The organism is Nodosilinea sp. E11 (genome assembly GCF_032813545.1).
GTDB lineage: Bacteria > Cyanobacteriota > Cyanobacteriia > Phormidesmidales > Phormidesmidaceae > Nodosilinea.
In genome coordinates, this window is the sequence record NZ_CP136520.1 from 1,800,543 (window position 1) to 1,815,148 (window position 14,606).

The window sequence follows — 14,606 nt, forward strand, 5'->3', positions numbered from 1 at the left end:
ATTGCGGTGGGTTAAAGCTCTAAAGTTAAAGCGTGCCTAAAAACGCTAAACCTCGGTCGGGATCGCCTTGCGAGAATCGGCGGGCTGAATGCGAAACTTGACCAGGTTGGCCAACTCTTGCAGCTGATGAATGGCCTCTGCGCCTTCTAGCTTCATCAATTCGCGATCGTCGCGCATCTCGGTCCAGGTGATGCCGTAGTCAGATACCAGGAAGCGAATGAGATGGTCGTCGCCCAGACTGACCATAAAGGATGCACTGTTCATTTGACCACCGCAGGTGTAGCAAGAGGCCAAATAGCCCATGCCCTCAAGCACTGTGGCCAGCGCTTGCAGGTTCATGACTAGGTCTCTAACAAATTGGCGGTGCTGCTCGGCTAGTCTGACAAACATAACGACACTCCTCGTTACCCATAAAAATTGTAGCCCAAAAATTAATTAATTCTTAAGATACTAAACATGATGCTCGATTTCTGGTTAATCGATTCGTCTATCTTAACTACCCTGGCATAAATGTGCCCTCAATCAACCCTAAACTCATCCCCTAGAAGCTGCCATACCCCGAAAGAAGCAGACTGCGAAGGCATCCTGTAGATTGTGAAAACTTGAGAACTTGTGCGTTCTAACATGAAGGTGGGCGTAGCAGCGGTCTGAAAATGCACTGCGCCTAGGGTAGACAGTAAATTTGGCCCCCACGGTAGCTATCACGACTAAACGACGGCTTTTAGCCACAATGTCATGCAATGTTATAAATCTGTCGTGGCGAGGCCGGAGGGTTTGAGCGCCCAGGTGTGGTCTTCGGCCAGCTCTAGGGTGGCTTGGTGATACTCAGCCAGCGATTCGCGGTGGCCGACGCTAATAAACGTGGTGCCGCTGTGGTGCAGGTGGTCGTAGAGTTTGGCCTCGTTAGCCAGATCGAGGGCGCTGGTGGCTTCGTCGAGAATGGCAAAGTCGGGCTGGCTGACCAAAAGGCGGGCAAAGGTGAGCCGCTGCTGCTCGCCCAGCGACAGTACATCGCCCCATTCTTCTACCGCATCAAAGCCACCAAAGCGCTCGGCCAAATTGGCCAGGTTGACTTTCTCTAGGGCGGCCTGGAGACCAGCATCGTCCACCGCTTGGCTGGTGTTGGGGTAGAGCAACTGCTCTCGCAGGGTGCCGAGAATCATGTAGGGCTTTTGGGGCAAAAAGAGAATGCTGTCTAGCTCAGGGCGGTGGATAGTGCCGCTGCCGGAATGCCAGAGACCGGCGATCGCCCGCAGCAGCGAACTCTTGCCGCAGCCGCTTGGCCCCACAATCAGCAATCCGGTTTTGTCAGGAATATCAATCGAGAGATTTTCGACCAGAGTGCGCTGGTAGTTGGGGGTTTGCAAGGTAAACGCTTTTAGCGCCAGGGAATCTGAGGGTTCAATGGCGATCGTGGGATGGTCTAGAGATTCTGAGGAGTCTTCCGCCGTAGAATCATCTACGGATGGTGGGGACGCTGCGGCGGCGGGCTCACTCTCCACATGGTTGAGCGTTTCGGCAAAGCTGTAGAGACGATCGATGCCGGCCCCAAAGGAGGTGAGTTCTGAGAACCGGGCCACCACCACATTGAGCGAAAAGAACACCCGCATGAAGGCTCCCTGGGCCTCGGAAACCTTGCCCACTTCGAGATCGCCGGAGAACACCGCTGGGGCCACCACGATCGCGGGCAGCACAAAGGGAATAAACTCGTAGGCGTTGGTCAGGGCATTGAGGTTGAGTTCCCAAACGATCAGCTTTTTAAAGTTGTCGAAGGCGGCCATGAAGCGGTTGTTCACCTGGCTGGCCTCCTGGGCTTCGCCCCGGTAAAAGGCGATCGCCTCAGCGTTTTCGCGAATGCGTACCAGGCTGAAGCGAAAGTTGGCCTCCCGTTTCAGCTGCTCAAAGTTGAGCCGCACCAGGGGCTGGCCAAAGATCACCACCGTCACCAGGGTGCCCAGCAGGGCGTAGAGCACCAAAAAGCCCACCAGATTTTTGGAGATGCCCCAGAGCACGCCGCTAAAGGCGATCACTTGCAGCACTGAGCTAACCACCACCAGCAGCAGCGCCAACGACTGCTGGGTGAAGTTTTTCACATCTTCGGCGATGCGCTGGTCAGGGTTGTCGATGTCGGGCTGAAACTGCTGGATGTCGTAGAAGGCGCGATCGCTAAAGTAATCGCCCACAAACCGCCCCGTTAACCACCGTCGCCACTCTAGACCCAGGCGCTTTTGCAGGTAGTCGTAGCCCGCCAGCAGCGGCGCGTAGGCCACCAGCACGCCAATAAATACCAGCACGGTTTCCCAAAAGCGGGCTTCGTCTTTAGCGGAGAGAGCAGAGATCAGCACGCCGCGCTTGTTGTTGAGCACCACGCTGAGGCCGGTGTAGCCCAGCAAAAACACCGCAATCAGCAGCAGCAGGCCCCCGGCTTTCCACTTTTCGTCGCCAAACCAGTAAGTTTTGGCGATCGCCCAAAACCGTCTAAACCCTTTGAGGTTAAATCGTTCCATGCCGGTGCAAAGTCTCCCGCTGCGCCAAGGGTGCTTTGGGGATCTTACAAAAGTTCACCCCTTTGTGCCGGGTTACTGGGGGGTGAGGGCACCCATTTTGCCGCTCTGGTAGTCGGCCATGGCCTGGTAGATTTCTTCGGTGGTGTTCATCACAAAGGGGCCGTGGCCGACGATGGGCTCGTCGATGGGTGCGCCTGAGAGTAGCAGGGCAGTGGTATCTTGCAGGCAGTCGAGGGTGAGGGTGGTGCCAGCCGAGTTGCAGATACCAATCTCCGCCTCTGCGATCGGCTCCGAGCCGCCCACACGCACCGCTCCCTTCAGCACCACCAGCAGAGTGGTGTGTCCCTCGGGCACATCCAGACTTACCTGCTGACCACCGCTCAGCCGCAGATCCCACAGGTTGATCGGGGTAAATGTCTGGGCTGGCCCCTGAGATTCTGCATAGTCTCCGGCAATCACCCGCAGGCGGCCCCGACCATCGGGTAGCTCGACGACAGGAATGCGATCGCTGGTAATGCCCTGGTAGCGGGGCGCAGACATTTTGTCCTTGGCGGGCAAATTTACCCACAGCTGCACCATCTCAAAGGGGCCGCCAGTTTGGGCAAAGGTTGGCCCGTGGAATTCTTCGTGCACCAGGCCCGCCGCCGCCGTCATCCACTGCACATCCCCGGGGCCGATGATGCCGCCGCCGCCCGCCGAGTCGCGGTGCTCGACCTCGCCGTTGTAGACGATGGTGACGGTCTCAAAGCCCCGGTGGGGGTGTTCACCCACGCCGCGCCGCGCTGTCGTGGGGGGAAATTCGGCTGGCCCGGCATAGTCGAGCAGCAAAAAGGGGCTGATGGTTTGGCCCAGACCGTTGTAGGCCATCAGCGTGCGCACCGGAAAGCCGTCGCCTACCCAGTGGCGACCTTGGGTGCGCTGAATGCTGTGCAGGGTTTTAGCGGTGCTGGTCGGGTTGAGAGTCGGCATAGTGAAGCGGGGATGAACGCTGTAATGCTTTCTACTGTAACGAATTTCAAAGTTGGGTTGAGGGTCCTCACCCTCTGGCTGTCATGCCTGATTCACCGTAGATTCGGTGTCGGGCAAGACGCGAGGGTTTTTGCTGATCGAGGCGCGGTAGAAAATGAGTGGGTTAGAGCAGACCCCAGGGTTCTACTATGGATAGCCAACCCTCTTTGAGACTATCTAGAAGAACCCTGGGGTCTATCCCTGCGGAACCAATACTCAGGTCAGGCGGCGAGCGATCGCGCCACCATCCCGTGCTTCTCTAGCACCACCGGCAGATCCAGCGTCAGCAGGCCCTCGGGGTTAAGCACCTCTCTGCCGTGGATAAAGCTGTAGTCAACCCGATCGACCATGCAAAAGATCAGCGCGGCCACGGGGTCGTAGGCAGTGCCCGACAGCGCCAGGCGATCGAGATTGACGGTGACAAAATCTGCCGCCATGCCGGGGGCCAGGTGGCCAATGTCGGTGCGGCCCAGCACCTTTGCGCCGCCGCGAGTGGCGATCTCCAGCGCTTCGCGGGCGGTGAGGGCAGCGGGGTCTTCTTCCCGCACGCGGGCCATCAGAAAAGCCTGGCGGGCCTCACCCAGCAGGTGGCTGCCATCGTTAGAAGCGGAACCATCCACCCCCAAGCCCACGGGCACGTTGTGATCGAGCATTTTTCGGATTGGGGCCATGCCGCTGGCCAGGCGCATGTTGCTACAGGGGCAGTGGGCCACGCCAGTGCCGGTCTGGCCAAAGCTAGCGATCGCCTTGTCGTCGAGCTTGACGCAGTGGGCGTGCCAGACGTCTTCCCCCAGCCAGCCTACCGAGGCGGCATAGTCGCCGGGGGTGAGGCCAAAGGTATCGAGGCTGTAGGTGACGTCGGAGTTGTTTTCGGCCAGATGGGTGTGCAGCCGCACGCCGGGGTAACTGCGGGCCAGCGCGGCTGACTCACGCATCAAATCGGTCGAGACGCTGAAGGGGGAGCAGGGGGCCAGGGTAATGCGGGTCAGGGCATAGGGGTCGTTGTTGTGGTACTGCTCGATCAGGCGCTGAGAGTCTTTGAGGATATCGGCCTCGGCCTCAACGATGGAGTCGGGGGGTAGGCCGCCCTTGCTCTCGCCCACGCTCATGCTGCCCCGGCTGGCGTGGAAGCGCAGCCCGGTTTGGGCGACAGCCTCGATTTCATCATCGAGGGTGCAGCCGTTGGGGAAGAGGTAGAGGTGGTCGCTGGCGGTGGTGCAGCCCGAGTAGATCAGCTCGGCGGCGGCCACTTGGGCGCTGAGGCGAATGGCCTCGGGGGTGAGCTGCTGCCACAGGGGATAAAGGGCACTGAGCCAGTTGAACAGAGATGAATTCTGTGCCCCCCGCACAACCCGCGTCAGGGTTTGAAAAAAGTGGTGGTGGGTGTTGACCAGGCCAGGAAACACCAGGTGGCGATCGCCCAGATCGATCACCCGGTCAGCGGTCTGGGGTAATGCTGCGGTGGTGCCCACCTGCTCGATCATATGGTCGCGAATAAACAGTGCCCCAGCGCGAATCTCCCGCCGCTCATCATCCATGGTGACGAGGGTGTGGATGTTTTTGACCAAGAGGGTTGGCACAGCTAGAACTCCCGCAACACGTTATTAGGACGGGACTATAGCAGGATCAGCGAGGGCGCTAATGTTTTCCGCTATGCAGATTTAGGTTTTCTGATCATTGGACAACAATGGCGCTATTCCCCTAATCGAACCATCAGCGGCTTCCCCAAAAAACTCAGACAGGCGCTCTCATGACGTCTGATTACGAGAGACCAATGAATTAGAGACCAATGAATTTTTGAAAAAACTTCACTTTGCCCGCGTAGGGCGGGTAGCGCCAGTCCATATCCAGCCAAAAGGGTTTCTTCAAAACGCCCTTGAGGTTAGAAAAGGTGTCAAAGCTATATTGGCCTCGGTAGTGGCCCAGGCCACTGCTGCCCACCCCGCCAAAGGGGAGATTCCACTGGGCAACCTGCAAGATCACGTCGTTGATGCAGACTGACCCGGCAGTGGTGCGATCGAGCACCTGGGCCTGCACCTGGCGATCGCGCGTAAACAGGTACAGCGCCAGAGGCTTAGGCCGTTGGTTGATAGATGCGATCGCATCGTCCAAGTTGCGATAGGTGAGAATCGGCAAGATCGGGCCGAAGATCTCCTCCTGCATAATTGGGGCATCCCAGCTGACGCCGTCGATCAGAGTGGGGGCAATGTAGCGATCGCGGCGATCGTGCTCTCCCCCAGCCAAAATATTGCCCTGATCCAGCAGGCCCACCAGGCGGTCGAACTGGCGATCGTTGACCACGCGCGATAGGTCGGGGCTCTCGGCGGGATTTTCACCGTAGCACTCAGCGATCCTCTGCTTTAGCGCCACCACCAGGTCATCCTTCACCCGTTCATCGACCAGCAGGTAGTCGGGGGCAACGCAGGTTTGCCCCAGGTTGAGAAACTTACCCCAGGCAATGCGCCGGGCCGCCACCTCCAGATTGACATCGGCATCGACAATGCAGGGGCTTTTGCCACCTAGCTCTAGGGTCACCGGGGTGAGGTGCTGGGCCGCCGCCTGCATGACGAGCTTGCCGACCCGCTCACTGCCAGTAAACAGAATATGGTCAAACTGTTCGGCCAATAGCGCTTGGGCGGTGTCAACATCACCCTCCACCACGGTTACATAGGCCGGGTCAAAGGTAGCTTCGACCAGCCGGGCCACCACCCTAGAAGTAGCCGGGGCCAGCTCCGAGGGTTTGAGCATGGCGCAATTGCCAGCGGCGATCGCCCCCACCAGCGGCGAAATCATCAGCTGAAAAGGGTAGTTCCACGGGCCAATCACCAGCACCACCCCCAGGGGCTCGGGTTGTACCCAGCCCGAACCCGGCTGTTGGTTCAGCGGCAGCGATACCTTGCGCCGCTTCACCCAACGGGGCAGGTGTTTGATCACATAGTCCAGTTCGCTAATCGCCCCGACTTCAAAATAGCCTTCAAACTCGGGCCGCCCCAGGTCTTGCCTGACCGCGTCGATAATGTCGGCCTGGTAGGTGACAATGGCCGCTCGCAGCGCCTTGAGCTGGGCGAGGCGAAAGTCAAGGCTGCGGGTCGCCCCAGTATTCCAGTAGACCCGCTGGCGCAGCAGTAGATCGGCAACGGGGGCAGAGGCAGCGAGGGTAGTCATGGTGATCTCTGGCAAAGGAGCGTCCGGGCAGTGAATGCGTCTCTATCCTACAAACCCCTCGGTCGTCTTAGCCATAGAAATCGGGATCGCGGTAGCCGGGTGATCTCAATGGCAAACCCTGGCCCTGGCAACTCTAGCGTCGGCCCAGAATTGAGTAGACTCTGTAGAAGCACCCCCTAAAATTTGAATATTCCATCATGCTGACATCAGTTTTTCGTTTCGGCTTTGCGGTTGCTCTGGTTATGCTGACTCTGCTGGGCAATGCCGAACCCAGTTCCGCTGTTTCTTTAGAGGTTAATTTTATGGGTGCTCTACCATTTATCGGCAATATGGCGGGCGATCGCCCCACCAATCTAGGCGTTAAAGCAGGCAAACTAGCCCCCTGCCCTGCTTCTCCCAACTGCGTGGTCAGCCAGGGCGAGGCGGATGCTGAGCACAGCATCGCCCCCTTGACCTATAGTGGCGACTCTACCCAGGCGATGGCTAAACTCACCAATGTTGTCAAAGCCATGCCCCGCACCACCATTGTTGAGGCCACCGACACCTACCTCTACGCCGAGTTTGCCAGTAAGCTGATGGGCTTTGTCGACGATGTAGAGTTTTACCTCGACCCGGAGGCCTCGGTGATTCAAGTGCGATCGGCCTCTCGCATGGGCCAATCTGACCTGGGGGTGAACCGTAAACGGGTAGAAGCCATTCGCCAAGCCCTGGCTACCGCCTAGAAGGAGCTCCTATCTGAGCCACCTAAGATCGCAGGGCTCAGCCGTACCAGATGGCCTCGATCGCCTGGGCCGCCGCCACCGGGTCGGCAGCGGCATCGAGGCGCTGGGTAATGTGGCCCAGCTTACGACCGGGGCGAATGCCTTTGGTATACCAGTAGAGGGTGGCTTCAGGCAGCTGCTTTAGCGCTTCGAGCTGGCGGTAGTGATGCTCGTCAGACGCCTCTAGCCCCAGCAAATTCACCATCACCGCCTGAGGGCAGGTGAGCCCAGCGGGGCCAAGGGGGCGATCGCTCACTGCCCGCAGCTGCTGTTCAAACTGTGAGGTGGCACAGGCATCGAGGCTGTAGTGACCCGAATTGTGGGTGCGGGGAGCAATTTCGTTGATTAGCACCTGATCTTGCTGGGTGAGAAAGCATTCGATACCCAAAATACCCACCAGCTGAAGCTGTTCCGCTAGGGTGCAGGCCAGGCGATGCATCGTCGCGGCCACCGCTGGTTCCACCCTGGCCGGAGCCAAGACCCGCCGACAAATTTGATCGACCTGCTGGGTTTCTACGGTGGGATACACCGCGATCTCGCCCGCCGCCGAGCGGGCAACCATCACCGCCAGCTCTTGCTTAAAGGGCACAAACTCCTCTAGCAAAACCGGGGCATGGTTAAACCGATCCCAGGTGGCGCTGAGTTGCGAGGCCGCCTTGACGACGGCGGTGCCATAGCCGTCGTAGCCTAGGCGGCGAGTTTTCATCACCAGCGGCCAGCCTAGGGCCTCGGCTTTAGCGGCTAGTTCAGCCTCGCTTTCGTCACCCTCTAAAAAGTCGTAGCAAGGGTTGGGCAGACCAATGTCTGCAAAGAATTCTCGCTGGTGGCGCTTGTCTAGCACCAGGGCCAAAACCTCTAAACCAGGGCGAAAGCGAGTGCCTTGGTCAGCCAGGGGTTGCAGCCCCTCACAATCGATAAACTCGTTTTCGAAGGTAATGACGTCGCACTGGGCCGCCAGGGTTGCGGTGGCGATCGCATCATCCACCGCAGCGAACAGAGCCGACGAGGCGATCGCCACCGCTGGGTCGCTTGGGCTAGGAGTTTGCACCACCAGTTCTAGCCCGAGCCGTTGGGCCGCAGGCCCCATCATCCAGGCCAGTTGACCGCCGCCAATGACACCCACACGGTGGATCGGGTTTGACTCTGTCTGTGCCATGCTTGTTCGCAAACGCTGTCTCGTCATCGATGACCTGTTGCCGGTTAACCTTGCCAGGGCTGATCAGCAGATTACTCAGGCAAGACTAACCCGCTAACCCCATCGCCAGGCTCACACCCAACATTTCAGGCAATCACCTTAGCATCTGGGTGGCCCAGTCAGGCTAACTCACCTGACCCATGCGTCGAATTTTGAGCACGTCGGCCATTTTGCGAATTTGCCCAAAGGTTTGGTCGAGGTGAGCATGGTCTTTCACGTCTAGCCCCAGGTCGATCTCGGCGGTTTGGCCGGGGAAGGTTTTGACTTGAGCCTTGTGGACGTTGATTTGCAGGTCTGACAGATGCGACAAGATATCTTTGAGCACGCCCACGCGATCGATCACCTCAATGCGCACCTCCACCGGGTAGGTCTGGCGAGTACCATTGTGATCGCCCTGGTTCCAACTGACTGGAATGATGCGATCGCCCGGTATATCGACCAGGTTGGGACACCCCTGGCGGTGGATAGCAATGCCCCGGCTACCGAGGGACACACTGCCCATAATCGGCTCGCCCGGCAGCGGATTACAACAGCCCGCAATGTGGTGCACTAGCCCCTCAATACCCAAGATTGGATCTTTTGAGGGGGCTGGCCGATGGCGATGGGGGCTGGTCACCGCCCCCGCCAAAAACTGGTTAGAACCTTGCAGCGACGCCTCGGGCGAGAGCACCTCCAGCGGCTGTTTCGTCTTGACCGCCTCTCGCAAACGGTTAACAAACAAGTTTAGCGTCACCTCGCCATAGCCCAGCCCCGCCAAAAAGTCGTCAACACTCTGGTAGTTGCAGCGCTCGGCAGCCATCTGAGCCGGTTCTGACTTGAGCAGGGCGTCAAAGCCGCTGCGACCCAGCTCTTTTTCGAGCATGTCGCGGCCTCGGGCAATATTTTCGTCCCGGTGCGATCGCTTATACCACTGGCGAATGCGGTTGCGGGCGCTAGGGGTGACAACAAAATTCAGCCAGTCGAGGCTGGGGTGGCTGTTCTTTTGGGTAATGATCTCAACGATGTCACCATTTTCGAGCGGCGTGTCTAGGGTGACGATGCGGCCATTCACCCTAGCCCCGGCACAGTGGTTGCCCACCTCGGTGTGAATACGGTAGGCAAAGTCGACCGACGTTGCCCCCCGACTGAGAGGCACCACATCGCCGTCGGGAGTAAAGACGTAGACATCTTCGTCAAACAGGTTTCCCTTGACGTTTTCGAGAAATTCTTTAGCGTCTTTGAGATCGTTTTGCCACTCCAGCAGCTGCCGCAGCCAGGTAAACTTTTCGTCGTCGGCGTTGATGCGGGTGTTGACCGACGAGCCAGTTTCCTTGTATTTCCAGTGGGCGGCGATGCCATACTCGGCGATGTGGTGCATCTCTAGGGTGCGAATCTGCACTTCGATCGGTTTGCCCTTGGGACCAATGACTACCGTATGCAGCGACTGGTAGCGGTTAGGCTTGGGCAGACCAATGTAATCTTTAAACCGACCGGGGATGGGGCGAAAGGCATCATGAACGATAGCCAGGGCGCGGTAGCAGTCTTCGTTGGTGCCAACTATCAGCCTAATGGCCGCGATGTCATAGATCTCAGTGAAATCTTTCTGCTGCCGCTGCATTTTGCGGTAGATACCGTACAGGTGCTTAGGACGGCTGTTTACGTCTACCACCTGAATCTCGGCCTGGTGCATGCGCTGGCGCAGGGTTTCGGCCACCTGCACCAGCCTCGCCTCGCGATCAGCCCGCTTCTCGGTAATGTGCCGCTGCATCTGGCGGTAGGCGTCGGGCTCTAAATATTTGAAGGAAAGATCTTCCAGTTCCCACTTAAACCGCCCAATCCCCAGGCGGTTGGCCAGGGGCGCAAAGATCTCCATCGTTTCGCGGGCAATGCGGCGGCGCTTTTCGTCGCTGAGATGCTCTAGGGTGCGCATGTTGTGGAGGCGATCGGCCAGTTTCACCACAATCACGCGAATGTCTTGGGCCATCGCCAAGAACATGCGGCGAAAGTTTTCGGCCTGACGCTCAGTTTTACTCTCAAAGTTAAACTTCGACAGCTTGGTCACCCCCTCCACCAGCTGCCGTACCTCATCGCCAAAGTGATTTTCCAGTTCTTCGGGGGTGATGTCGGTGTCTTCAACAATGTCGTGGAGAAAACCCGAAGCAATCATGGCGCTGTCGCCCCCAAGATCGCGCAGCAACCCAGCCACGGCGATCGGATGACAGATGTAGGGTTCTCCCGAGGCCCGATACTGCCCCTTATGCAGGGTGTAGGCAAACTCAAAGGCCTGGCACACTAACAGGTTGTTTGACTTGTCTTCTGGGTCTTGGGCCGCGTCGTCTTGACTGTCATCGTGATGGGTCAGCACGCAGGTTTCGAGCCAACCGGGGAGGGTGCAGTCATCGGGTAGGGGGGGATGAACTGTTGCAGTCATAGGATGCCAGGGACCTATCCAGGAGTAGGGTGGGTTGGGAAAAACGCTAACGCGGGAGGCGACTGTTTGAACACTGTATTCAGACTGGTCTCGAAAGTAGAAAAATTAATTACTAAATAAAAGAATCTATCCGATCTATCTCCAAAGATGGAGAAGAATCACCCGATTAACGTCGTGAATTGAGATCAAAACCTGAGCAGAACTCGTACATTTGTTCTGCCAGCAAAGGTTTATTAGCTTTGGTTTGGTCTGCGCTAAGGCAGCACGCTGAGATAGGGATAACCTACACCATAACTCTGAGGAAAATTGCCCCTCTGGGCCAGGCTGCAATAAATGCTTATGGCCGCTTCTAAGTTGATGGATAGTTATGTATTAACCTTAACATTTGTCCCCCCTGGGGGGAATCGGTAATTTATCTTTAGCAATCAACCGGGTTTCTAAAGACAGTGCAGCTAAGGCCCCTAGACGGTACACCTAGACGAGGTTATCTATAGTATGAAGCATGCCCTAGCCACCCTGCGATCGCATCTCCAAGCCTTAGAAACTATGGCCCAGGCAACCCATCCTGACAGGGCTGGGCTACAGCAGCAGTTTTTGTTAGCCCAGCAGCATTTTCAGCACCAAATTTTGCCCTTGGGTGACCAAACACCTAGCGCTCAGCCGATCATCACTGAAATCAACCGCACCCTGCGGCTATTGGCCATGGATGTAGCCTTTTTGCAAACGGCCCGCCAGTCTATTACTACCCAACAGCGCCAGCGCCAGCTGGGCGACAAGCTAGCCCAGCTGTTGGGGTTTTGTGCCGCATTAGCCCCAGTGCTCAACCCAGGAGCGATTGAGGAATAGCCTTCTGGGCTTCTAGGCCTCCCCCCTTAAAGTGGTTTAATAGGAGAGATTTCTTGGGTCGGCCAAGCGGGAGTAAATGCCTTGTATCAATGTCCTAAAGAAGGTGATGTCAACCTTCAAGACAGCCAGCTAGCACCGGGACTACCGGTCAAAGCCTGTCCCAGCTGCGGCGGTAGCTGGATTCCACCAGAACAGTACATCAACTGGCAGCGTCCCCAGATTGATCCCGACGCCTCGCCTCGGGTCTCGGTGCTGCCCCTATCGCTCAATCCTCCCTTTCAGCCCGCCGCCCTCGACAACCGGGCGGCCCTGTGCCCCGACTGTCGGAGCTACCTGGTGCGGGGGCGCATTACCCTTCAGCAGGTGTCGTTCTATGTAGAGCGCTGCCCCAACTGCAACGGTATCTGGTGCGACGACGGCGAGTGGGAGATGTTGCAGCAGCTGGAGTTGCATACCCACATTGAGTATATTTTTTCGGCTGACTGGCAGGGCCAAGTGCGTGAACTAGAGCATACTGAACGGGAAAAACAGGCCACGATCGATAAGTTGGGGCCAGAAATTGCCCACCGCGTCTTTGAATTGGCCAATCTGCTAGAAGAGCACCCGAATGGGGATTTTGGCGTGGCGTATTTGATGCGGCGGGTTGATCAGTAGGCGGGTAGAAGGGTGGATGGGTGGGTGCTTATACCGTCATAGACGGTTGGCCTTCATTCGTGCTGCATTTCTCTCTCTCATTAATTAATTCTCAATCCCTTTACCCCTTCACCCGCCTACCCATCCACCCCCTTCCCCCACGCTTACCCCCCCTTACCCCTCCACCCCCTTCCCCCTCCATGCCCGACGCTCTACTTGCCCTCGACAGCTTCTCGGTCACCTACCCGGGCCAGGAGGAGCGCGCGGTAGACCGGGTATCGCTGAATCTATCTGCTGGGGAAAAGCTGGGGTTGGTGGGCGAGTCGGGCTGCGGCAAGAGCACCCTGGGGCGGGCGGCGCTGCGGTTGTTGCCCAAAGCCACGGAACTGCGGGGGCGGGTGTGGTTTAACGGTGAATCGGTGCTTGACTTCAGCCCCCAGCGGCTGCGACGGTTTCGGGGTGAGGCGATCGCCCTGGTGTTTCAAGACCCAATGACGCGGCTGAACCCGTTGATGACCATTGGCGATCACTGTACTGAAACCCTGCGAGCCCACCGCCCCGAGGTGTCGGCGGCAGCGGCTAAGGAACGGGCGATCGCGGTACTAGAAGCGGTCAATATTCAGGCTAGCCGATTTGGCCAATACCCCCACGAGTTTAGCGGCGGCATGCGTCAGCGGGTGGCGATCGCCCTGGCGATGATTTTAGAGCCCAAGCTGATTGTGGCCGACGAGCCGACCACCAGTCTCGATGTCACCGTGTCGGCCCAAATTCTCGATGAGCTGACCCGGCTGTGCGATGAGTTGGGCACCGCCCTGGTGCTGATCTCTCACGATCTATCGCTGGTGGCGGAGTACTGCGATCGCGTTGCCGTCATGTACCAGGGCCGGATGGTAGAAGCGGGCACCGCCGCTACGGTGTTTCAACACCCCCAGGATGACTACACGCGATCGTTAGTTAACTCAGCCCTACAAATGCAGCAGGCAGAAGGGCTAGCCTACACCGCCCGTTCCCCCGACCCTATTCTGCGCCTCACCGATGTCAGCCAGCACTACACCCTAGAGTCTAACCCCATTGCCCGGCTGCTAGGCGGTCAACCGGCCCAGGTGATCAAGGCTGTAGATGGTGTTTCCCTCGATATTTTTCCGGGCGAAGTGGTGGGGCTAGTGGGCGAGTCGGGCTGCGGCAAGAGCACCCTGTCGCGCACCATTTTGCAACTGGTCAAACCCACGGCGGGGCAGGTCAAGTTTGAGGGCACCGAACTCACCACCCTCTCTCGCGAAGCCATGCGGCAGCAGCGACGGCAGCTGCAAATGGTGTTCCAAGACCCTCATGCCTGCCTCAACCCAATGATGACTGTCGGCAAAAGCATCGCCGACCCGCTGCTGATCCACGGGCTGGCCACAGTGGCTGAAGCCGAAAAACAAACCCACGACATGCTGGCCCGCGTCGGCCTTACCCCCACCGCCGACTATTTTCACCGCTTTCCGGGCGATCTCTCGGGCGGGCAACAGCAGCGAGTGGCGATCGCCCGCGCCCTGATCACCAAGCCCAAGCTGGTGATCTGCGATGAGCCGGTTAGCATGCTCGACGCCACGGTGCAAACCCAAGTGCTTGAGCTGATGATCGCCCTCAAGCACGAGTTTGATCTTACCTACCTATTTATTACCCACGACCTATGGGTAGCGCGGTTTATGTGCGATCGCATTGCGGTCATGCAGCAGGGCAAAATTGTCGAACTGGCCGAAACTCAAACTCTGTTTGCCTCACCCCAACATCCCTATACTCAGACCCTCTTACAAGCAGCGCCCCTGCTAACCACTCAAAACTAGCTTCTCTCAAGTTTTTTCGAGAACAGGTTGAGAATTTATGGGACGGCTGTAATCAGAGACATTTTATTGGCAAAGAAATCTGTACTTTCGTTGAGGAAATTCGAAACATTTCCAGTTAGAACTATAAGCGCTACCAGCAGCTTATAGCGGTTCTCGGACAAGATATAGTGACCCCTGCTCGAAATGATGGGTGACAGCCATCCGGGGTTGGCTAGATGAGGTGGAAAGCCAACTTCGGCCCCCATCCAGTAG

At 57.8% G+C, this 14,606-nt stretch carries 11 protein-coding genes; 4 read left to right on the forward strand and 7 right to left on the reverse strand.

Going from position 1 to position 14,606, the window contains the following annotated elements; all coding sequences use genetic code 11:
- Positions 1–45: 45 nt before the first annotated feature.
- The 5 genes from RRF56_RS10285 to RRF56_RS10305 all read right to left on the reverse strand — a co-directional run bounded on the left by RRF56_RS10285 (position 46) and on the right by RRF56_RS10305 (position 6,680).
- Positions 46–390, reverse strand: a complete 345-nt coding sequence (locus RRF56_RS10285) for a DUF1815 family protein (protein WP_317037549.1) — start codon at positions 388–390, stop codon at positions 46–48.
- Positions 391–743: 353 nt separating this feature from the next.
- A complete protein-coding gene (locus RRF56_RS10290; protein WP_317037550.1) occupies positions 744–2,507 on the reverse strand; it encodes an ABC transporter ATP-binding protein/permease in 1,764 nt (587 codons plus the stop codon).
- Between the two features lie 72 nt (positions 2,508–2,579).
- Positions 2,580–3,476: a pirin family protein gene (locus RRF56_RS10295; RefSeq protein ID WP_317037551.1), complete on the reverse strand. Its 897-nt coding sequence runs from the start codon at positions 3,474–3,476 to the stop codon at positions 2,580–2,582.
- Between the two features lie 260 nt (positions 3,477–3,736).
- The gene (locus RRF56_RS10300; RefSeq protein WP_317037552.1) at positions 3,737–5,095 is read right to left on the reverse strand and encodes an 8-oxoguanine deaminase; all 1,359 of its coding nucleotides are present in this window, start codon (positions 5,093–5,095) and stop codon (positions 3,737–3,739) included.
- A gap of 199 nt (positions 5,096–5,294) precedes the next feature.
- Positions 5,295–6,680, reverse strand: a complete 1,386-nt coding sequence (locus RRF56_RS10305) for an aldehyde dehydrogenase (RefSeq protein ID WP_317037553.1) — start codon at positions 6,678–6,680, stop codon at positions 5,295–5,297.
- 302 nt (positions 6,681–6,982) lie between these two features.
- Here RRF56_RS10305 and RRF56_RS10310 point away from each other — a divergent pair, with 302 nt between their 5' ends.
- Positions 6,983–7,402: a DUF1499 domain-containing protein gene (locus tag RRF56_RS10310; protein WP_317037554.1), complete on the forward strand. Its 420-nt coding sequence runs from the start codon at positions 6,983–6,985 to the stop codon at positions 7,400–7,402.
- Between the two features lie 37 nt (positions 7,403–7,439).
- Here the strand turns inward: RRF56_RS10310 and RRF56_RS10315 are convergent, their stop codons facing one another.
- Positions 7,440–8,597, reverse strand: a complete 1,158-nt coding sequence (locus RRF56_RS10315) for a 5-(carboxyamino)imidazole ribonucleotide synthase (RefSeq protein ID WP_317037555.1) — start codon at positions 8,595–8,597, stop codon at positions 7,440–7,442.
- Positions 8,598–8,760: 163 nt separating this feature from the next.
- Positions 8,761–11,046, reverse strand: a complete 2,286-nt coding sequence (locus RRF56_RS10320; protein WP_317037556.1) for a bifunctional (p)ppGpp synthetase/guanosine-3',5'-bis(diphosphate) 3'-pyrophosphohydrolase — start codon at positions 11,044–11,046, stop codon at positions 8,761–8,763.
- Positions 11,047–11,541: 495 nt separating this feature from the next.
- On the opposite strand from RRF56_RS10320, the gene patD reads away from it, so the two are divergent.
- From patD to RRF56_RS10335, 3 genes are all read left to right on the forward strand, one after another.
- Complete coding sequence (gene patD / locus RRF56_RS10325; RefSeq protein WP_317037557.1) at positions 11,542–11,892, forward strand: heterocyst frequency control protein PatD; 351 nt, start codon at positions 11,542–11,544, stop codon at positions 11,890–11,892.
- An 81-nt stretch (positions 11,893–11,973) separates the two neighbouring features.
- Complete coding sequence (locus RRF56_RS10330) at positions 11,974–12,546, forward strand: zf-TFIIB domain-containing protein (protein WP_317037558.1); 573 nt, start codon at positions 11,974–11,976, stop codon at positions 12,544–12,546.
- A 179-nt stretch (positions 12,547–12,725) separates the two neighbouring features.
- Positions 12,726–14,354: an ABC transporter ATP-binding protein gene (locus RRF56_RS10335; protein WP_317037559.1), complete on the forward strand. Its 1,629-nt coding sequence runs from the start codon at positions 12,726–12,728 to the stop codon at positions 14,352–14,354.
- Positions 14,355–14,606 lie beyond the last annotated feature (252 nt).